Here is a 19,196-nt window from a genome sequence, read left to right as displayed (position 1 = left end):
GGAGCATGACCATGAAGAAGATCACGATCGCCGCACTCGCCGCTGTTTCCTTCGCCGCCACGTTGGGCCTGAGCGCAGGCAGCGCCTTTGCGCAAGGCAGTGGCGCCATGTCCAACGACGCGATGTCGAAGGACAGCATGCACAAGGACACGATGGGCAAGGACGCCATGTCGAAGGACGACATGGGCAAAGGCGGCGCGATGTCCCACGACAAGATGAGCAAGCCGATGAAAAAGGACAACGCCATGGGCATGGACCACGGCGCGTCGGGCGCGATGTCGAAGTAAGCGCACTACACGCACTCCGCGCCGGCCGCGCCGCCAGCCGCGCTTCCCGCTCACGCGGGAGCGCGGCTTTTTCTTTGTGCGCGCGGGCCGCCTTAACATGCACATCTGAAATCTTTATATGAAATCACTATTTAATTTGCGCATGACGCGGTGATAGGCTGATTGCGATCGGCGCGGCGTCCGCGCGCGCCGCGCCCCCAACACGAACCCATGCGCCGGCGGCTGCTCGCCGTCCGCGAGCCGAGGAGCCACGATGAGCGTCGAATTCATAGGCATGATCCAGCAGCGCAAGGTGTCGGAAACGCATCTCGCGCAAGGCCCCGCAATCGATGTCGACTATGTGCGCAGCTTCGCGCAGGCGCACGAAAACGCGGGCTTCGACCGCATTCTCGTGCCGCATAGCTCCGTGAGCCCGGACGCCACGCTCACCATCGCCTACGCCGCGAGCGTGACCTCGCGCGTGCATTTCATGCTCGCGCATCGGCCCGGTTTCGTCGCGCCCACGCTCGCCGCGCGCCAGCTCGCCACGCTCGATCACTTCTCGGGCGGCCGTCTCGCGGTCCACTTCATTTCGGGCGGCAGCGACACCGATCAGCGCCGTGACGGCGACTTCCTGACGCACGACGAGCGCTACGCGCGCACCGACGAATATCTGCAGATTCTCAAGCGCGTCTGGACCGAGGAAAAGCCGTTCGATCACACGGGCCGCTTTTATCGCTTCGAGCAGGCGCATTCGGAAATCAAGCCGCGTCAGCAGCCGCATGTGCCGATCTATTTCGGCGGCGCGTCGGCGGCCGCGCTCGAAGTGGCGGGCAAGCATGCCGACGTGTACGCGCTGTGGGGCGAATCGCAGCAGCAAGTGAAGGAACTGATCGAGCGCGTGCGCGCCGAAGCTGCGAAGCATTGCCGCAGCGTGCGCTTCTCGGTGTCGTTCCGCCCGATCCTCGCCGATACGGAAAAGGCCGCGTGGGAGCGCGCCGAGCACATCCTCGAAGCCACGCGCCGTCTGCGCGCCGAACAGGGCGTCGCAGCCGGCGGCCCGCTGCAGAGCGAAGGCGCGCGGCGCCTGCTCGCGGCAGGCGGCGACGGCGTGCGCGCCGACGAACGGTTGTGGACCGCCGTGGCGAAGGAGATCGGCGGACGCTCGAATTCCACCGCGCTCGTCGGTACGCCCGAACAGGTCGCGCAGACGCTCGCCGAGTATCACGCGCTCGGCGTCACGACCTTCCTGATCCGCGGCTTCGATCCGCTCGAAGACGCCATCGACTATGGCCGCGTGCTGATTCCGGCCACGCGCGAACTCACATCGCGCGCGGCCGCCTCACGACCCGCTTCGAAAGCCGCTTGATCGACGAACAGGAACACATCATGACCACGGCTCTCGATATCGCGCACGACTTCCGCCAGCCGCCCGTGCGCCGCTTCTGGTTCGACGACGACAGCGCCGCCAGTACACGCAGCGTCGCCGAAGAACGACGCCATCGCCAGGAGCGGCTCGCGGGCGCGTTTCGTTTGTTCGCGCGCTACGGCTTCGATCAGGGGCTCGCGGGCCACATCACCGCGCGCGATCCCGAATGGCCCGACCACTTCTGGGTCAATCCGCTCGGCCTGCATTTCGCGCGCGTGCGCGTCTCCGATCTGCTGCTCGTGAATCGCGACGGCGAAATCGTGGTGGGCCACGGCCCCGTGAATCAGGCCGCGTTCGCCATTCACGCCGCCATCCACGAAGCGCGCCCCGACGTGGTGGCCGCCGCGCACACGCATTCGCTCTACGGCAAGGCGTGGTCGACGCTCGGCCGCACGCTCGATCCGCTGACGCAGGACGCCTGCTCGTTCTACGAAGATCACGCGCTGTTCGACGACTTCCAGGGCGTCGTGCTCGACACCGGCGAAGGCGCGCGCATTGCCGCCGCGCTCGGGCTGCACAAGGCCGCGATCCTCAAGAACCACGGCATCCTGACCGCCGGTCCGAGCGTGGAAGCCGCCGCGTGGTGGTACATCGCGCTCGACAATGCCTGCCACGCGCAACTGCTCGCCGAAGCGGCGGGCACGCCGCAGCGCATTGCGCACGACGTGGCCGCGCTCACGCATCAGCAGGTGGGCCGCCCCGGCGGCGCGCAGCATGCGTTCGAGAGCCTTTACGCGGGCCTCGTCGCCGCCGAACCGGAGTTGCTCGACTGATGGCGATACACAAACTGCGTGAGTTCGTCGGCGAGATCGCGCGCCTTGTCGACGAAGCGCCCGAGGAACCCGCGCTGATCGAGCGCGGCCTCGCCGCCTTGCGCGAACTCGTGCGCGACGACGACTGGTTGCCCGACGCATTCGCACAACCCTCGCCCGAGCGCTATTGCCAGTATCTGCTGCACGCCGACGCGCGTGAGCGCTTTTCCGTGGTCAGCTTCGTCTGGGGCCCGGGGCAGCAAACGCCCGTGCACGACCACACGGTGTGGGGACTCATCGGCGTGCTGCGCGGCGCGGAATATGCGCAGGGCTACCGGCGCGATGCCGACGGCGCGCTGCACGAACACGGCGCGGAAGTGCGTCTCGCGCGCGGCGACGTGGAAGCGGTCTCGCCCGCGATCGGCGACATTCATCGCGTGCGCAACGCCTTCGACGACCGCGTCTCGATCAGCATCCACGTGTATGGCGCGAACATCGGCGCGGTGCGCCGCGCGACCTATCCCGCCGACGCGCCGCCCAAGCCCTTCATCTCCGGCTATTCGAACGATCTCCTCCCGAATCTCTGGGACCTCAGCAAGGAACATCCCGTCACATGAAGTCTTTTCCCACGCGCAGCCTTCACGACGTGCGCGCCGCCCTGCTCGCGAAACGCGAAATCGCCCTGCTCGACGTGCGCGAGGAAGATCCGCACGCGCAATGCCATCCGCTGTTTGCGGCGAACCTGCCGCTCGCGAAACTCGAACTCGACGCGTGGACCAAGCTGCCGCGCCGCAACGTGCCGATCGTGCTGCTCGACGACGGCGAAGGCTTCGCCGAACGCGCGGCGCAGCGGCTCGATGCACTCGGCTATACCGATGTCGCGCTGCTCGAAGGCGGGCTGCGCGGCTGGATCGACGCAGGCGGCGAGGTGTTTCGCGACGTCAACGTGCCGAGCAAGGCGTTCGGCGAGTTTGTCGAAGCGCAGCGTCATACGCCCTCGCTGTCCGCTGAATCGGTCGACGCGCTGTTACGCAGCGGCGCCGATGTCGTGGTGCTCGACGCACGCCGTTTCGACGAATACCGCACGATGAATATTCCCGGCAGCATCAGCGTGCCGGGCGCGGAACTCGCGCTGCGCGCCCGCGCGCTGGCGCCCAATCCGGCCACGCGCGTGATCGTCAATTGCGCGGGGCGCACGCGCAGCATCATCGGCACGCAGTCGCTCGTGAATGCAGGGCTGCCGAATCCGGTCGCCGCGCTGCGCAACGGCACGATCGGCTGGACGCTCGCGGGGCAGACGCTGGAGCACGGCAGCACGCGCCAGTTCGACCCGGAAGCGGGCCGCGACGACGCCACGCTCGAAGCATCGCAACGCGCCGCGCGCACGCTGGCCGAGCGCGCGGGCGTGGGCCGCACGACGATCGCCGAGGCCGCGCGCTGGACGGCTGAAACCCAGCGCACGACCTATCGCTTCGACGTGCGCACGCCCGAGGAATACGAGCAGGCGCACGCGAGCGGTTTCGTCGGCGCACCCGGCGGTCAACTCGTTCAGGAAACCGAAATGTTCGCGCCGGTTCGCGGCGCGCGCGTGGTGCTGTTCGACGACGACGGCGTGCGCGCGAACATGACGGCCTCGTGGCTCGCGCAGATGAACATCGACGTCTATGTGATCGACGATGCATCGCCCGCCGATCTCGATGCGCATGGCGCGTGGCAAGCACAAAAACCGTTACCCGCGCCGGTGGCGTCGATCACGCCCGAAGCGCTCGCGGGGCGGCTCGCCGAAGCGGACAACGGCACCGTGGTGCTCGATTTCACGTCGAGTGCGAATCACGTGAAGGCGCACATTCCGGGCGCGTACTGGACGCTGCGCTCGCACCTCGCGCCCGGGTTCGCCGATCTGCGCGCGTTGCCCGACGCGAAGCGCTACGTGGCCGTGTGCATGACGAATGCGCTCGCGCCGTTCGCCGCGTCGGACATCGCCGCGCTCACGGGCAAGCCCGTCGAAGTGCTCGAAGGCGGCACGTCGGCGTGGATTCGCGCGGGATTGCTGGTAGAAGAAGGCGAGGCGACGCTGGCCTCGCCGCGCATCGACCGCTACCGGCGTCCGTATGAAGGCACCGGCAACGCGCGCGAAGCGATGAACGCGTACCTCGAATGGGAATACGGTCTCGTCGAGCAACTCGGCCGCGATGGCACGCATGGCTTCTTCGTGATCTGAGACGCGTGATTCGAGCCCTGAAAACAAGGCTCGAAACGAGCCTTGCCCTTCACGCCGCCTTTGCGATGCGCGCCGCCTTAAAGCGGCGCGCGATGCTTTGCGCGAGCACCGCGAGCGCCGATTCCATGCGCCCGATCGCACGCGAGCGCACGATCCACACCGCGATTTCCGGCTTGAAATCGGCGATCTGCACGACATCGAGCCGGTCCGCATGCGCGCTCGCAGTCACGAGCGGCTGCGGCACGAGGCCGAGACCGACGCCGTCCGCGACGAGCCCGAGCTGCAATTCCGCGCCCAGCGTTTCGAGGTTCAGCCGCAGCGTGTGACCTTGCGCGGCCAGCGCGTGCTGCAAGCCCGCGCGGAAGCCGCAGCCGTCGGGATTGAGCACCCAGCCGAACGACTGGCATTCCGCCAGCGTGTGCGCGCGCCGCTTGAGTAACCCTTTTTGTGCAACCACGGCCAGCTTGAGCGCGCCGAGCATTTCGCCCGCCAGCGCTTCGGGCAGCGCGCGATTCGCGGGCAACAGCACCACGGCGGTGTCGAGTTCGCCGTCTTCCACTTTTTGCAGCAGCGGCGCGCCCCAGCCGGTAGAGACGCGCGCCTGCAGTTCGGGATGCGCCGCACGCAGCGCCTGCAAGGCGTCGAGCATGGCGATGTCGGCGACCGTTTGCGCCACGCCCAGACGCAGCACGCCCGCGAGCGGCGCGCCGTCGTTCACGAGCTGGCGCAGCGCGTCGACTTCACGCTGGATCGCGCGGCATTGTTCGTAGACCGTGCGGCCCATCGGCGTGGCGCGCAGCGGCTTGGTGTTGCGGTCGAGCAGCGCGACGCCCAGCGCTTCCTCGAAGTTCTGGATACGCCGCGTGACGGCGGGTTGCGTCAATTCGAGCGCTTCGGCGGCCTGGCTCAGCGATTCGCTGCGCACGACGGCCACGAAGGCTTCGATCTCGTCGAGTTTCATGAATGGAGTTCCTGCGTGATGCACCTGGCGGCTAAGCCTACGTGAATGACCGCTCGGGTTCAAGATGCGCCTACTGCTTCTTGCATATTTAGATAGAAGAACAATGCGTTTGCGTTATGACGATGCGCTGCTTATCGTGGGCCATTCACGCCAGTTCCGCTATCGAGGATCGATCCATGCGCCGTTCCGCTTCACGCTTTCGCTTCATTCACCGCTATTTCGCCGCGCTCGCGGCATCGTTTGCGACATCGTTCGCCTTCTTCGCGAACGCGGCGCACGCCGACACCACGCTCAAGGTCGGCGACCAGCAATTGCAGACGCGCGGCATTCTCGAAGCATCGGGTCAATTGAAGGACGTGCCGTACAAGATCGAGTGGTTCAATTTTCCGGCCGCGCAGCCGCTTGGCGAAGCACTCAACGCGGGCGCGATCGACGTGGGCGGACTCGGCGACGCGCCGCTCATCTTCGCCTACGCCGCCGGCGCGAGAATTCGCGCCGTGTCGGCCACGCGCTCGGTGCCCGTCGATCTCGCGATCCTTGTGAGCGCGTCGTCGCCGATGCGCACGGCCGCCGATCTCAAGGGCAAGCGCATCGCCACCACGCGCGGCTCGATCGGCCATTACCTCGCCGTGGCCACGCTGGAGCGCGCGCATCTGAAGCTCAGCGACGTGACGTGGGCCTTCATGCAGCCCGCCGACGCGAAGGCCGCGCTCGCTTCGGGCACCGTCGATGCGTGGTCCACGTGGGACCCGTATGTGGCGCTGGCCGAGTCGCGCGATCACGACCGCAGCATCGCGAATGGCGTGGGCGTCTCATCGGGCCTGAGCTTCCAAGCCGCCACCGATGAAGCGATCCGCACGAAACACGCTGAAATTGCGGACTTTCTGCGCCGCGTGGCCGCGGGCCAGCGCTGGGCGCTCGCGCACCCGGACGACGTCGCGGCCATTCAATCGCGCGTGACGGGCCTGCCCGCCGACGTGCTGAAGACGGTTTATCAGCGTGCGCAATTGCAGCCGGTCGCCATCGACGATGGCCTGATCGCCGAGCAGCAACGCACCGCCGACCTCTATCACCGCGCCGATGTCATCAAGGCGCGGCTCGACGTCACGCCCAGTTTCAATCAGCAATTCCCCTTAAATTCGCGTTAAAGCGACATCAAGCGTGGACCTGACGGTGGGCCAAAAACCGTCAACCCCACGGCGGAGCCTTGTTGCAGAAGGGCGACAGCGCATCGATTTCATTACAGGAATTTAAATTGTTCGAAATATCATTGCGCCACTTTCAGCGCGCTGGACTCCGCCGGCGCGCACGGAATATCCAGATCCGACCGCTAGCGCGCCTGCCGCGCGGCGATCCAGACGAATAGAAACGGGGAACACATGAAGAAGACCACCGCGGCGCTCGGCGTCGCACTGCTGGCCGCATCGGCTCAATCGGCATTCGCACAAAGCTCGGTGACGCTGTATGGCCTCGTCGATACGGCGCTGCGCTATCAAACCAACGCGAACTCGAATAACGACGGCCTGATCTCGATGCGCGAAGGCGTCGTGACGCCGAGCCGTTGGGGCCTGAAGGGCACGGAAGATCTGGGCGGCGGCACGTCGGCTGTCTTCAAGCTGGAAAACCAGTTCAATCTGTGGAACGGCAAGCTCGCGAACACGAGCAACCAGTTGTTCCAGCGTAACGCGTATGTCGGTCTGTCGAACACGAAGTACGGCACGCTGACCTTCGGTCGCCAGCAAACGCCGTTCTTCGACGAAATGGGCAACACGTTCGATCCGCTGACCGTCGCCGACTACTGGCAGGACAGCTGGGCGTACAACCCGGTCGGCCCGTTCCTCTTCACGAACAGCTCCGCGAAGTACACGAACACGATCGGCGGCCTGCATGTTGAAGCGATGTACGGCTTCGGCGGCGTCGCGGGCAGCACGGGCCAGAACTCGATGTACGGCTTCACGGCTTCGTACGCGTTCGGTCCGGTGCAAGGCCTCGTGGGCTTCCAGCAGAACGACGTTTCGGGCAAGAAGTTCAACATCGCCAACGTCGGCCTCGTCTACACGGTCGTGCCGACGGTGCGCCTGCTGGCAGGCTGGCTGCATTCGCAGGACAACTCGGGCACGGTCGACCAGGCGCAACAGCAGGTCAGCGGCGCACCGGCCCTGATCTCGAGCCTGAACCGTATCGACGACAACTTCTACGTCGGCTCGACGTGGCAAGCCACGACGCCGCTGGCGATCACGCTGGCCGGCTACTACGGCCATGCACGCAACGCTGCGCTGGCTGACGGCGGTTACGGCGTCGGTATCAACTACTCGGCCACGCTGCTCGCCGAGTACTCGCTCTCGAAGCGCACGGAAGTCTACGGCACGGTCGACTTCACGCGCGGCACGGGCGCTTACCTCGCGGACTACCCGGGCCGCAACAACCAGACCGGCGTCGCAATCGGTCTGCGCAACATCTTCTGATGACGCGGCGCCCGCTTCGGGCGCTGGGTTCGAAGACGTAAAAAAACCGCCCGCGTTGCAAAACGCGGGCGGTTTTTCTTTGGGTCTTTCGATCGACAGTGCTGACTGTGTCGACTGCGCTAATAGCGCGTATTGCGCTTATTGCACCGCGCCTTCGCGCTGCGTTTGCGCTGCATCGCGCGACGGCGTCATGCGATCGGCGCGAGCGGCGCGATCGGCGAACGCCTGAATATCCATCTCGTCGTAGCGAATGAAGCGGCTTTTCTTCACGAGGCGATAGCCGAGCCACATCAGCGCAAACAGCGGAATGCCGATATAGGTCGCCAGCACGCTCGCCCAGTCGATCTTGTCGGCGACGAAGGCCTGATAGTCCTGGCCAAGCATGATGATCAGACAGACCGCGAAAGCGAAAATCGGCCCGATGGGAAACCACTTCGACGTATAAGGCAGTTGCTTGAGCGAATAGCCCTGCGCGACGAAGCCCTTGCGGAAGCGGTAATGGCTCACCGCAATGCCGAGCCACGCGATAAAGCCCGTCATGCCCGAGGTGTTGAGCAGCCACATATAGACGGTCTTGTCGCCATACATCGACGAGAGAAAACACAGCGCGCCCACCGCCGTGGTGGCGTACAGCGCGTTGCGCGGCACGCCGCTTTGCGAGAGCTTCGCGAAGATCTTCGGCGCGCGCTTTTCGATCGCGAGGTTGTAGAGCATCCGCGTGGACGCGTACATGCCCGAGTTACCCGCCGACAGCACGGCCGTCAAAATCACCGCGTTCATCACGCCGGCCGACATGGCCAGACCCGCGCGGCGGAACACGAGCGTAAACGGGCTCACGCCGATATCGGTGACGTCGGATTTCAGGAGGTTCGGATCGGTGTGCGGAATCAGCAGGCCGATGACGAAAATCGCCAGCACGTAGAACAGCAGGATGCGCCAGAACACCTGACGCACCGCGCGCGGAATGGTTTGGCCCGGATTCTCCGATTCGCCCGCGGCCACGCCGATCAGCTCGGTGCCCTGGAACGAGAAGCCCGCGATCATCGTCACGCCGAGCAAGGCCGGCAGGCCGCCCGTGAACGGGCCGCCGTCGAGCGCGAAATTGCCCCAGACGTGATCGGCGCCGCCCTTCAGGATGCCGACGATCATCAGCAGGCCCACGCCGATAAACGCGATCACCGTAATCACCTTGATCAGCGAGAACCAGTATTCGGCTTCACCGAAGCCGCGCACCGAAAGCGCATTGAGCAGGAACATTACGCAGAGAAACGCGGCGCTCCACCAGCCGCCGGGCACGTGCGGGAACCAGTAGCTCATCACCAGCTGCGAGGCCACCAGTTCGACGGCGATGGTCACCGCCCAGTTGTACCAGTAGTTCCAGCCGAGCGCGAAGCCGAAGCCCTCGTCGACGAACTTCGCGCCGTAGGTCGCGAACGAGCCGGAGACCGGCATGAACGCGGCCATTTCGCCGAGGCTCGTCATCAGGAAGTAGACCATCAGGCCGATCACGAGGTACGCGGCCATCGCGCCGCCGGGGCCGGCCTGCGAAATGGACGCGCCCGATGCGACGAACAGGCCCGTGCCGATCGAGCCGCCGATGGCGATCATGGTCAGGTGTCGGGCTTTGAGACTGCGATGCAAGGCGGGCTTGTTGTCGCCGGCGCCGGAAGCATTTTCCGAAACGCGATGCGGATCCGAATCCATATAAATCTGTGTGTGTGTTCTATGTGTTGCTGGGTAAGGCTTCGAGGCTCCCGGAAAGCCCGATGACCCATGCGATTGCGCAAGAAGCTAACCGCCGTCGATAGGCGGTAAGCGGCGCCGAAGTCGCCGCGAATAGCAGAGCACTTGACACAACACCTTGACGCAACGCCCGGACAGGCGTGCCGATTGATCGAGCTGATCGAGCGCTGACGCCGCTCGTCTCGAAGACTGGAGCCGCGATTTTATAGCAGTGGCCGCCGCACGTCGCGCATGCGGCTGAAGTTTGCACTGGGTTGGTGGCGGGATTGCGGCGGTTTAAGCGTGTACGTGGGCGCGGATGCGCCGTGGCGCTTGATGAAATATCGGGGCGCGAACGGGGATCGGCGTGATTGCCGGCGTGATTGCTGACTTAATTGCCAACCCGATTGCCGACTCGATTGCCGGCCGATGGGGACATAACGCGCGGCCTTCTGTTCACTGGCCGCGCGTGACGGGTGACGTCTGGTGTGGCGCGCGCAGCCTTGGCTGTTAGTTGCGATAACGCCGATCATCCCCATGACGCCGACAACGCCCATCAGCCGCCCGACGGCAGCTTTTCGTAGCTCGCCAGCATTTCCTCGAATTCCGCCTCGTCGGGAAAGCCCACGACTTCGTGGCGCACCGGCACATACGGCGTCGGCTTCAGGTGCGCCGCGAAACGCTCCATCACCACGGCGCGCGGCACGAACGCCGTCTGTTTCGTGGCATCGCGCACCAGCACGAAAAAGTCCGTATCGGGCAGCAGCGCGTGCACGCCCTCGCTCCACGCGCAGACGCTGCGCTGCGCGCCATCGGCACTTTGCAGGACCGTGTGCTTCGCCACGAACACATCGCGGCCTTCGCGCACGTGCAGCTCGTCGAGCAGGCCCTTCTGGTCCTGATAATCGGCATCCTGTTCGCGCAGCCGCATGCGATGCAGCCTCGCCGCCAGCGCGGGCGGCACGAAGCGCTCCCACGCGTCGCCGTTCCAGCGCAGCATGAGCGGCGGCAGCGGACGCGACTGCGTGTACGCCTGCTCGGCCAGCTCGACGAGCGTCTGCAAGCCCGCCTCGCTGCGGTCGCCGGTGAGCAGCAGCACGGTGCGGTTCGGCGCCATCACGACGGGCGCGCCGGAAATCGCCTGGCGATACAGCAGGTCGGTCAGCAACAGGCGCGAGGCGTCGTAAAAGTCGCCGAACTGCGAGAGAAACACGCCGTTCTGCAAGGCCAGCCACGGTTGCGACGACGCCTCGCGCAGATTGTCGATGGCGATCGCGAGCGCTTCGTCGAAGCTCACGCCCCACTTCGCCAGTTGCGCGTCGCCGAGCCGCATCACGTTGAATTCGCTATCGCAGGCGATGCCGATTTCGAGGTTTCCGCACAACGCGCGAAACGCGATGTCCGGGCGCTTCGCGTGGCCGTGGGTCTGGAGATCGAGAACGCCGCGTTCGGTCGCGCTGCGGATCACGGGCCTGAGCTTCGCCCTCGCCTCGGCGAGCGTGGCGGGCAGGTCTTGATGCATCATGCCCGCCGCCATCCGGCGCAGCGACGCCTCGCGATCTTGCGGCGCGGCGTTGCTGTAGTCCCGGTACATGTTCGACAGATTGATGATGCCCGGCTGCACGCCGTCGGCGAGTTCCGTCTGCACGAGACGATCGTGCTCCAGTTCGACGCACCACGTGCGCGTGTCGCCCGCCGCACGCAACGCGGACAGAAACAGCTCCGTGAATTCCGCCACGGAAGGCGGCGCAGGCGGCGCGGGCGCTTTGCGGAAACGGTCGAAGAAACCCATGGTCTTTGAATATTGTTGTCGAGGAAACGAGTGCCGGCACGACAGCCAGGCGATGCGCGAAACCGCGTCGATCCAACGGCTAACGGCGCGATTCGCGCATTCTGAAGGCCCGCGTCGAGAGGAATGCTTCAGGGCCCGCGCGCAATCGTTTGCCGTTCATGACCGCATCGGCCGAATTCGATGGACACCGCGGCAAGCCGATGGTGTCATACGCAAATTGTCTTCTCTGGGAGCCGCATCATGCAACGCCCCGCTTTTATCCGGCACTGGACCGAGCTTGAAGGACCGGACGACAGCCATTACACCGGCGACACCGAACTCATGGGCATCGGCGCGCCGCTGGCCCGCACGTTCGGGCTCACGCGCATCGGCATTCATCATGTGCGGCTGCTGCCCGGAAGACGCACGTCGTATCCGCACGCGGAAAGCGCCGAGGAAGAATTCGTGCACGTGCTCGAAGGCACGCCCGATGTCTGGATCGACGGCCATCTGCATCGGCTCCAACCGGGCGATTCGGTGGGGTTTCCGGCGGGCACGGGCATTTGCCACACCTTTCTGAACAACACGCGCGACGAAGTGCGGCTGATGGTCGTCGGCGAGGTGACGAAGCCGGAAAACCGCATTCACTATCCGCTGAACGCGGCGCATCAAGCCACCCGCGACGATGGCTGGACCGACTGGCCCGAGCGGCCCATCGGCCCGCACGACGGCCGGGCGCAGAGCGAGTAAGCCACGCCCCGCGCGCCGGAAAGCCCGCCTGACGCGCATGTTAATATTCGCACGCGAACTATTTACTCAAGCTATTCACTCAAGCTATTCACTCAAGCCATTCACGCGCGTCGATGCGCGGCGGCGGCATGCAATTCGAGGTGCGGGGCATGGATCATCGGCTCGTCTATCTGCTCAATGTGGGCCAGCGGCGTCTGCATCGCTGGTCGCAGGCGCGCGCGGCGTCGGGCGGCGCGACGGCGGCGCAAGTCGGCCTGCTGTTCTATCTGGCGAAAAACGACGGCGCGCTGACGAGCGAGGCGGCCGCCGCGCTCGACCTCAAGGCGCCGGGCATGAGCGGCCTCGTGGATCGTGCGGAACGCGCCGGTCTCGTCGAGCGCCACGCCGACGAAAACGACCGCCGCGCTTCGCGGCTCTGGCTCACGAAAGACGGACGCGCGGCCGTCAAGCGTTCGAAAGCCGGTCTCGCCGATCTGAACGCGCGTCTGACCGAAGGCTTCAGCGAAGCCGAAATCGACGTCGTGGCGCGCTGGCTCGGCAGCTTGCAGGACAAGTTTCCCGCCCTCGACGACGACGCCTGATCACTGCCGCGCAAGCTTCGTGAAATCTGGCGCGCGCTTCTGCGCGAACGCCGTGAACGCTTCTTTCGCTTCCGCGCTCGCAAGACGCTCGACGAAAATCGCGCTTTCGCTGTCCATCTGCGTGACCAGCTTTTCCGCGTCGCGCATCAGGCGCTTCATGGCCGTGAGCGAGCCCGTGGGCCGCGCGGCGAGTTTCCCGGCGATACGGCGAGCTTCCGTGCGTAATTCGGCGAGCGGCACGGTCCGGTTCGCGATGCCCCACGCGACGGCGGAATCGGCGGGAACGGGATCGCCCAGCGCGAACATTTCGAACGCGCGCGTGTGCCCGATGCGCAGCGGCAGCAGATAACTCGACGCCGCTTCCGGCACCAGCGCGAGATTCACGAACGGCGTGATCAGTTGCGCGTCGTCGGCGAGCAGCACGTAATCGCAGTGGAGCAGCATCGTGGTGCCGACGCCCACGGCCTTGCCCTGCACAGCGGCGACGATCGGCACCGTGGCTGTGGCCAGCGCGCGCAGAAAGCGCAGCACGTGGCGCTCCTCCGCGTCCCGATTACCCATCGCCTGCGCGGCGAATTCCGATACGTCGTTGCCCGCCGTGAAAAGATCGCCGTCGGCCTGGATCAGCAGCACGCGGATCGCGTCGTCGTCGTTCGCGCGCGCGACCGCGTCGGCCAGCGCGCCGTACATCGCATTCGTCAGCGCGTTCTTCTTGTCGGGCCGGGACATCGTCGCGGTCAATACACCGTCTGCCAGTTCCACCTGAATTTCCGGGGTCATCGTCTCGTCTCCAGAGAGGCGTGTTAAAGTTCGCATGCGAAGTATAATTTTATTCGCATGCGAAGTAAACGCGAGAGCGGCGTGAAGTCGGTGCGAACCGCGCACGACCGTGGCCCCAACGAACCCCATTTCCGTGGATCTTTGCAAGGAACCACCACTGCGTTACCTTATCCGTCCTATCGCGCGAACGCGCGCGCCACGGACCTCAGGAACGCACTCATGGCCTCCCGCATCAACGAATTCGAGCAGCCCATCGGCCCCGCCGTCGACCACTGGACGCCGCGCGAGCGCCCCGCGCGCGTGACGATCGAAGGCGAGCGCTGCCGCATCGAACCGGTCGACGTCGAGCGTCACGCCGCCGACCTCTTCGAAGCCTATCGCCAGGCCGCCGACGGCCGCGACTGGACCTATCTCTTCACCGGCCCGTTCACCGACTTCGCCGCGTTCCGCGAATATCTGACCAAGGCCGCCGCGTCCGCCGACCCGCTGCACTACGCGATCATCGACCGCGCGACCGGCAAGGCCGTCGGCACCTTCGCGCTGATGCGCATCGATCCCGCGCACGGCGTGATCGAAGTGGGCAGCGTGACGTTCTCGCCGCTGCTCAAGCGCAGCGCGCTGTCGACCGAAGCGCAATTTTTGCTGATGCGCTATGTGTTCGACGACCTCGGCTATCGGCGCTACGAATGGAAATGCGACAGCCTCAACGCGCCCTCGCGTCAGACCGCGCTGCGGCTCGGCTTTCAGTACGAAGGCATCTTCCGGCAAGCGGTCGTCTATAAGGGGCGCAGCCGCGATACCGCGTGGTTCGCGATCATCGACGAGGACTGGCCGCAGGTGCGCACGGGTTTCGAGCGGTGGCTCGCAAGCAGCAACTTCGACGCCGACGGTCAGCAGCGCGCGTCGCTGGCGAGCCTGCGCGAAGGGAGCGCACGCGCATGACGCCGATTCAAACCGAAGCACTCGTGATCCGCGACGTCACGCCCGCCGACCGCGAAGACTGGCTGCGCCTCTGGGCGGGCTACACGGCGTTCTACGAAACCGAGGTCGCGCCGCGTGTGAGCGCGCACACGTGGGCGCGCCTGCTCGATCCGGCTGTTCCGATGCTCGGCCGCGTCGCGCAATCGGGTACGCACGTGGTGGGTTTCAGCATCGCCGTGCTGCACGAAGGCACGTGGGTCGAGGCGCCGATCGGCTATCTGGAAGACCTGTTCGTCGATCCGGCGCATCGCGGCGTGGGCATCGGCAAGCGGCTGATCGAGGATCTCGTCGCGCTCGGACGCGCGCGCGGCTGGTCGCGCCTCTACTGGCACACGCGCCAGGACAATCCCGCGCGCAAGCTCTACGACACGTTCGTTCAGGCCGACGACTTCGTCCGCTACCAGCTCGCGCTGTGAGCCGCGTCCATGACGGCAAGGCGATGCGGGCGCGTATCGCCCGCTCGCCGGTCGTTTAAGCCTTCGCTGAAATCGGTTCCAAACCCAGCCGCAACCGTAGCGCAATCAATCAGAAAACCTTATCGCAACGTTCAATTAATTTCGTTTCCCTTAAGCGTTGACCTGCGGCAAAGTGTCATCTCCGCGACTGGAGTACATCTCCGTGAACCAACGCATCGATCCGTCCCTTCTTGCCCCGCCCGACCTGTCGTTCGCCACGCTGAACTCGGGTGTCGTCCTGCCGTATCTCGAACGCGGGGCCGGCGAACCGCTCCTGTTCGTGCACGGCTCGCTGTGCGACTACCGCTACTGGGCGCCCCAACTGGACGGACTCGCGGACGATTTCCGCTGCATCGCGCCGAGCCTGAGCCATTACTGGCCGGCCGCCGACGCCTGCATCCAGGGCGAATTCGGCTGGGAAAGCCATCTGCACGAACTGGCTGATTTCATCGAGGCGATGGGGCTCGAATCGGTTCACGTCGTCGGCCATTCGCGCGGCGGCTCGATCGCCTATCACCTCGCGCGCCGTTATCCGCGCCTCGTGCGCACGCTCGTGCTCGCCGATCCGGGTGGCCCGCTGCGCCGTCTCGAAGAAGACGAAGACGTGCTGCCGCCCGCGACCAACGCGCTGCGCACGCGCGCCGCGAACATGATCGAAGACGGTCTGCTCGAAGAAGGTCTCGAACTGTTCGTCGACTCCGTGAGCATGCCCGGCGCGTGGCGCAAGAGCCCGCACGCGTTCCGCGAAATGGCGATCGCCAACGCCACGACGCTGCCCAAGCAACTCGACGATCCGCTGCCCGCCTACACGCGCCGCCCCGCCGCCGACATCAAGTGCCGCACGCTGCTGATCGACGGCCAGCGCAGCCCGCTGATGTTCCGCAACAACGTGGAAGCGCTCGAAGAGTGGATCGAGTTCGCGCAGCGCGTGACCATGAAGGGCGCGACGCACGGCATGAACGGCACGCATCCCGACCTGTTCAACACCTACGTGCGCAACTTCATCGCGCAAGTCTGATGCAGGCGTTCGGCGCGCGCCGAACGCTTCGCTCCTCTTTCCCCCGCTTTCGTTACGCCAGCACGTCCGCGAACACGCGCGACGCGAACTGATTCGAGTCCGTGCTCGCGTTCACCACGCCCACGGTCTTGAGATCGTCGGCGTAGAGCGCGATTTCCTTTTTGAACGCCGCGCCCACCGGATGATGACCGTCCGTGTGGCTCTTGAGCATGGCCGTGAGCTGGTTCACATCGGCGTTCGGCGCGTAAGCCGAAAACACCTTCGCCGCTTCCGCCGGATGATCGGCGGTCCATTGCGTGGCTTCCAGCAGCGCCGCCGTGAGCGCCTGCGCCGTCGCTCGGTCGCGGCGCACGAGCGTGCCGCGCACGCCCAGCACGCAGCAGACGCGATTCGCGTACTCGCCGCACAGATTGTTCGACACCTCGACCAGATGATCCGATTCGCGCAGCGTCCAGATGGTCGGGTCGCCGTCCGCGATCGCCTGCACTTCGCCCTTCTTCAGCGCCTCGCCGAGCAGGTTGGCCGGATACTGACGCCAGCGCACTTCGCTATCGGGATCGATGCCGATCTTCTTGAGCGTGATCGCGAAGAAGTTCTTCGCCGGACTCGCCATGTCGCTCACGCCCACCGCGCGGTCCTTGAGTCCCGCGAGATCGACGATGCCCGACTGCTTCGTCGCGAGCAGACGCATGCAGCCGCCGTGAATGCCCGCCGTGAGCTTTACGTCGAAACCCTGTTCGAGCGGCTTGATCCAGCGTAGCGCCATGCCGACGCCCGCATCCGACTTGCCGGTCGCGATCGCTTCGAGCAGCTGATCGGTCGAGCCCGCGAAGTTCACGAGTTCGACGTCGAGGCCGTGCTTGCGGAAGAAGCCTTGCGTCGCGGCCACCGGCACGGGCGCCGTACAGATCGCGCCCGCGTTCCAGGAGAGTTTGAGGTGCTTCGCGTTTTCGTCGGCACGTGCGCGCGTGGCGGGCAAGCCGAACGCCAGTCCGCCCAGCGCCGCCGCGCCGGTCGCGAACGCGGTGTTGCGCAGCCACGTTCGGCGGGCGGGTTGAATGAGTTGATCGGGCTGTTCTGGCCTGCCGTATTTGTCGGTCGGATTCATGATATCGGAGTGGTATTTTATTTAGGCATTCTTATCAAATCGTGATGCACTCATGCATCGAGGCCGAGTTGCGCGAGCACGTCGCGGCGCAATTCGACGAGCTTCGGATCGTCGCGATGACGCGGATACGGCGCGTCGTTGCGCACCTCAGCCACGATGCGCGCGGGCCGCGCGCTGAACACCACGACGCGGTTCGCCATCACGAGCGCTTCTTCCACGTCGTGCGTGACGAGCAGCACGGAAACGCGCGTGCGCTGCCACAGCGCGACGAGTTCCGACTGCATGCGCATGCGCGTGAGTGAATCGAGCTTGCCGAATGGCTCGTCGAGCGCGAGCAGCGCAGGATCGTTGACGAGCGCGCGCGCCAGCGCCGCACGCTGCGCCATGCCGCCCGAAAGCTGATGCGGGTACGCCTGCTCGAAGCCCTTGAGGCCGACGAGTTCGAGCGCGGCGTCGATGCGCGAATCGGCATCGCCCTGCGCGGACGTCCCACGACGCGCGAACCAGCCGCGCCGCGCACGCTGCGCCTGCGGACCGAGCCCGACGTTCTCGCGCACCGTGCGCCACGGAAACAGCGTCGGGTCCTGAAACACCAGCACGCGCGACGGATCGGGACCGGCGATGGGCGCGCCATTCGCGTGCAGCGTGCCGCTCAGCGGCGCATCGAGGCCCGCGACCAGACGCAGCAAGGTCGACTTTCCGCAGCCGCTCGGCCCGAGCAGCGCGACGAACTCGCCGGGCTCGACCGTGAGACTGACGTCTTCGAGCACCGGCAGCGTTTCGCCGCGCAGCGCGAAACCTTGCGTGACGTGGCGCACGTCGATGCGCGCGCCGACGGGTGGTTCGTCCGGCTCGCCCAGCGTGCCGTATGGCGCGAGGTCTTCGGGTTGCAAAGCCAGTGTCGCGGCTACCATTTGAGCAGTCCTTTTTGCCAGCCGAGCAAGCGGTCGCGCACGCGGAACAGCAGCGTGATGAGGCCCGAGCACATCAGCGCCATCACGAGCAGGCCCGCGTACATGTTCGAATAGGCGGCCCAGCCCTGGGCCCATTGCAGATACCAGCCGAGCCCCGCTTTCACGCCCATCATCTCCGCGACGATGAGCACGGAAAACGACGCGCCCAGCCCCATGAACAAGCCGACGAACACCGACGGCAGCGCCGCCGGAATCGCGACGCGCACGATCAGGAACGCGGGCCGCGCGCCGAGCGTGCGCGCAACGTCGTAGAACGCGGCGTTCACGCCCGCGACGCCCGACCACGTGAGCACCGCGACCGGAAACGCCGTGGCGAGCGCGATCAGGAACACGCTCGCGCTGAAGCTCGACGGAAAGAAGAAGAACGCAAGCGGCAGCCACGCGGTCGCGGGCAGCGGGCCGATGAGCCGCAGCACCGGATGCAGCCAGTAGCCGACCGCACGCGACCAGCCGATGCTCACGCCGACGACGAAGCCCGTCGCTGCACCGATCAGATAGCCAATCGATAGCAATCCGAACGAATGTGCGACGCTGGAGAGCAGCCGCGCGTAATCGTCGAAGAACACCGCGATCAACGCTTGCGGCGGCGCGAAAAACGGACGCGGCAGAATTTCGAGCTTCGCCGTGATGATCTCCCACGCGCTCACACCGAACGCGAGCGCCAAAAGCCACGGCGCGATTGTGGGCGCGACGCCCGCGCGGCGGCCTCGCCAGGCGAGCAGAAACGCCACGGCGGCCAATGCGAGTTCGAGCGCTAGCAGTGCGTCGGTGTGCGGCCAGTCGTCGAGACTCGGCCATGCGCGTGTAACGGCGGCCGCGCCGAGCCATGCGAGCGACGCGCCCCACGCAGGCAATCCCGCCCAGCCGCTGCGCGCGGCGTGTGGGGTCTGTGCAGGCGCGCGCTCCGTCGCGGCCTGCTGCGTGGGCGGCAGCGTCAACGTTCGTGCTGCGCGAGAAGTCAT

The 19,196-nt window shown here is 65.8% G+C and carries 17 protein-coding genes and 1 pseudogene; 11 read left to right on the top strand and 7 right to left on the bottom strand.

Features of this window, described 5'->3' with window-relative positions; translation table 11 throughout:
- The first annotated feature begins 11 nt into the window (after positions 1-11).
- From U4Y88_RS28650 to U4Y88_RS28630, 5 genes are all read left to right on the top strand, one after another.
- Positions 12-287, top strand: coding sequence for a pentapeptide MXKDX repeat protein (locus tag U4Y88_RS28650; RefSeq protein WP_321787922.1), 276 nt, complete (start codon positions 12-14; stop codon positions 285-287).
- 253 nt (positions 288-540) lie between these two features.
- Entirely contained in the window at positions 541-1,635 is a 1,095-nt protein-coding gene (locus tag U4Y88_RS28645; RefSeq protein ID WP_321787920.1) for an LLM class flavin-dependent oxidoreductase, read from the top strand.
- A 20-nt stretch (positions 1,636-1,655) separates the two neighbouring features.
- Positions 1,656-2,468 carry a class II aldolase/adducin family protein gene (locus U4Y88_RS28640; protein ID WP_321787918.1) on the top strand — a complete coding sequence of 271 codons (813 nt, stop codon included), beginning with the start codon at positions 1,656-1,658 and terminating at the stop codon, positions 2,466-2,468.
- Entirely contained in the window at positions 2,468-3,064 is a 597-nt protein-coding gene (locus U4Y88_RS28635) for a cysteine dioxygenase (RefSeq protein ID WP_321787916.1), read from the top strand. Before U4Y88_RS28640 ends, U4Y88_RS28635 begins: the two co-directional genes overlap by 1 nt.
- Positions 3,061-4,668, top strand: coding sequence for a rhodanese-related sulfurtransferase (locus U4Y88_RS28630; protein WP_321787915.1), 1,608 nt, complete (start codon positions 3,061-3,063; stop codon positions 4,666-4,668). The genes U4Y88_RS28635 and U4Y88_RS28630 overlap by 4 nt, the downstream gene beginning before the upstream one ends.
- A 49-nt stretch (positions 4,669-4,717) precedes the next feature.
- Here U4Y88_RS28630 and U4Y88_RS28625 read toward each other — a convergent pair whose 3' ends face one another.
- Positions 4,718-5,629 carry a LysR family transcriptional regulator gene (locus U4Y88_RS28625; protein WP_321787913.1) on the bottom strand — a complete coding sequence of 304 codons (912 nt, stop codon included), beginning with the start codon at positions 5,627-5,629 and terminating at the stop codon, positions 4,718-4,720.
- Between the two features lie 176 nt (positions 5,630-5,805).
- Between U4Y88_RS28625 and U4Y88_RS28620 the strand changes: the two genes are divergently transcribed.
- The gene (locus U4Y88_RS28620; protein ID WP_321787911.1) at positions 5,806-6,777 is read left to right on the top strand and encodes an ABC transporter substrate-binding protein; all 972 of its coding nucleotides are present in this window, start codon (positions 5,806-5,808) and stop codon (positions 6,775-6,777) included.
- Between the two features lie 231 nt (positions 6,778-7,008).
- Complete coding sequence (locus U4Y88_RS28615; RefSeq protein WP_224012719.1) at positions 7,009-8,094, top strand: porin; 1,086 nt, start codon at positions 7,009-7,011, stop codon at positions 8,092-8,094.
- Positions 8,095-8,232: 138 nt separating this feature from the next.
- Here the strand turns inward: U4Y88_RS28615 and U4Y88_RS28610 are convergent, their stop codons facing one another.
- A complete protein-coding gene (locus tag U4Y88_RS28610; protein WP_321787909.1) occupies positions 8,233-9,798 on the bottom strand; it encodes an amino acid permease in 1,566 nt (521 codons plus the stop codon).
- Between the two features lie 574 nt (positions 9,799-10,372).
- Positions 10,373-11,608 (bottom strand): hypothetical protein, encoded by a 1,236-nt coding sequence (locus U4Y88_RS28605; RefSeq protein ID WP_321787907.1) that lies wholly within the window; start codon positions 11,606-11,608, stop codon positions 10,373-10,375.
- Between the two features lie 240 nt (positions 11,609-11,848).
- On the opposite strand from U4Y88_RS28605, the gene U4Y88_RS28600 reads away from it, so the two are divergent.
- Positions 11,849-12,337 carry a cupin domain-containing protein gene (locus tag U4Y88_RS28600; protein ID WP_321787905.1) on the top strand — a complete coding sequence of 163 codons (489 nt, stop codon included), beginning with the start codon at positions 11,849-11,851 and terminating at the stop codon, positions 12,335-12,337.
- Between the two features lie 149 nt (positions 12,338-12,486).
- Positions 12,487-12,918 (top strand): MarR family winged helix-turn-helix transcriptional regulator, encoded by a 432-nt coding sequence (locus tag U4Y88_RS28595; protein WP_321787993.1) that lies wholly within the window; start codon positions 12,487-12,489, stop codon positions 12,916-12,918.
- On the opposite strand, the gene U4Y88_RS28590 is transcribed toward U4Y88_RS28595, so the two are convergent.
- The gene (locus U4Y88_RS28590) at positions 12,919-13,698 is read right to left on the bottom strand and encodes an enoyl-CoA hydratase (protein ID WP_321787904.1); all 780 of its coding nucleotides are present in this window, start codon (positions 13,696-13,698) and stop codon (positions 12,919-12,921) included.
- Positions 13,699-13,917: 219 nt separating this feature from the next.
- Here U4Y88_RS28590 and U4Y88_RS37795 point away from each other — a divergent pair.
- Both U4Y88_RS37795 and U4Y88_RS28575 read left to right on the top strand, forming a co-directional pair.
- Positions 13,918-15,095, top strand: a pseudogene (locus tag U4Y88_RS37795) (GNAT family N-acetyltransferase).
- Positions 15,096-15,297: 202 nt separating this feature from the next.
- Positions 15,298-16,152, top strand: a complete 855-nt coding sequence (locus U4Y88_RS28575; protein WP_224012727.1) for an alpha/beta fold hydrolase — start codon at positions 15,298-15,300, stop codon at positions 16,150-16,152.
- Positions 16,153-16,204: 52 nt separating this feature from the next.
- Here the strand turns inward: U4Y88_RS28575 and U4Y88_RS28570 are convergent, their stop codons facing one another.
- Genes U4Y88_RS28570 through U4Y88_RS28560 form a run of 3 tightly spaced genes read right to left on the bottom strand, consistent with a single transcriptional unit; the run spans position 16,205 to position 19,196 of the window.
- Positions 16,205-17,260 carry an ABC transporter substrate-binding protein gene (locus U4Y88_RS28570; RefSeq protein ID WP_310634394.1) on the bottom strand — a complete coding sequence of 352 codons (1,056 nt, stop codon included), beginning with the start codon at positions 17,258-17,260 and terminating at the stop codon, positions 16,205-16,207.
- Between the two features lie 50 nt (positions 17,261-17,310).
- On the bottom strand, positions 17,311-18,174 hold the full coding sequence (locus U4Y88_RS28565; protein ID WP_321787898.1) for an ABC transporter ATP-binding protein: 864 nt from the start codon (positions 18,172-18,174) through the stop codon (positions 17,311-17,313).
- Positions 18,168-19,196 carry an ABC transporter permease gene (locus U4Y88_RS28560; protein WP_321787896.1) on the bottom strand — a complete coding sequence of 343 codons (1,029 nt, stop codon included), beginning with the start codon at positions 19,194-19,196 and terminating at the stop codon, positions 18,168-18,170. Before U4Y88_RS28560 ends, U4Y88_RS28565 begins: the two co-directional genes overlap by 7 nt.

The organism is Paraburkholderia sp. J94 (assembly GCF_905220285.1).
GTDB lineage: Bacteria > Pseudomonadota > Gammaproteobacteria > Burkholderiales > Burkholderiaceae > Paraburkholderia > Paraburkholderia tropica_A.
This window is presented reverse-complemented; position numbering and strand designations above follow the sequence as displayed.

Excerpts from the sequence above, each read along its gene's own strand:
- U4Y88_RS28560 (WP_321787896.1), bottom strand. The coding sequence starts at position 19,196 with ATGACTTCTCGCGCAGCACGAACGTTGACGCTGCCGCCCACGCAGCAG.
- U4Y88_RS28615 (WP_224012719.1), top strand. The coding sequence starts at position 7,009 with ATGAAGAAGACCACCGCGGCGCTCGGCGTCGCACTGCTGGCCGCATCG.
- U4Y88_RS28640 (WP_321787918.1), top strand. The coding sequence starts at position 1,656 with ATGACCACGGCTCTCGATATCGCGCACGACTTCCGCCAGCCGCCCGTG.
- U4Y88_RS28595 (WP_321787993.1), top strand. The coding sequence starts at position 12,487 with ATGGATCATCGGCTCGTCTATCTGCTCAATGTGGGCCAGCGGCGTCTG.
- U4Y88_RS28605 (WP_321787907.1), bottom strand. The coding sequence starts at position 11,608 with ATGGGTTTCTTCGACCGTTTCCGCAAAGCGCCCGCGCCGCCTGCGCCG.
- U4Y88_RS28565 (WP_321787898.1), bottom strand. The coding sequence starts at position 18,174 with ATGGTAGCCGCGACACTGGCTTTGCAACCCGAAGACCTCGCGCCATAC.
- U4Y88_RS28650 (WP_321787922.1), top strand. The coding sequence starts at position 12 with ATGAAGAAGATCACGATCGCCGCACTCGCCGCTGTTTCCTTCGCCGCC.
- U4Y88_RS28630 (WP_321787915.1), top strand. The coding sequence starts at position 3,061 with ATGAAGTCTTTTCCCACGCGCAGCCTTCACGACGTGCGCGCCGCCCTG.
- U4Y88_RS28610 (WP_321787909.1), bottom strand. The coding sequence starts at position 9,798 with ATGGATTCGGATCCGCATCGCGTTTCGGAAAATGCTTCCGGCGCCGGC.
- U4Y88_RS28570 (WP_310634394.1), bottom strand. The coding sequence starts at position 17,260 with ATGAATCCGACCGACAAATACGGCAGGCCAGAACAGCCCGATCAACTC.
- U4Y88_RS28645 (WP_321787920.1), top strand. The coding sequence starts at position 541 with ATGAGCGTCGAATTCATAGGCATGATCCAGCAGCGCAAGGTGTCGGAA.
- U4Y88_RS28620 (WP_321787911.1), top strand. The coding sequence starts at position 5,806 with ATGCGCCGTTCCGCTTCACGCTTTCGCTTCATTCACCGCTATTTCGCC.
- U4Y88_RS28600 (WP_321787905.1), top strand. The coding sequence starts at position 11,849 with ATGCAACGCCCCGCTTTTATCCGGCACTGGACCGAGCTTGAAGGACCG.
- U4Y88_RS28590 (WP_321787904.1), bottom strand. The coding sequence starts at position 13,698 with ATGACCCCGGAAATTCAGGTGGAACTGGCAGACGGTGTATTGACCGCG.
- U4Y88_RS28625 (WP_321787913.1), bottom strand. The coding sequence starts at position 5,629 with ATGAAACTCGACGAGATCGAAGCCTTCGTGGCCGTCGTGCGCAGCGAA.
- U4Y88_RS28635 (WP_321787916.1), top strand. The coding sequence starts at position 2,468 with ATGGCGATACACAAACTGCGTGAGTTCGTCGGCGAGATCGCGCGCCTT.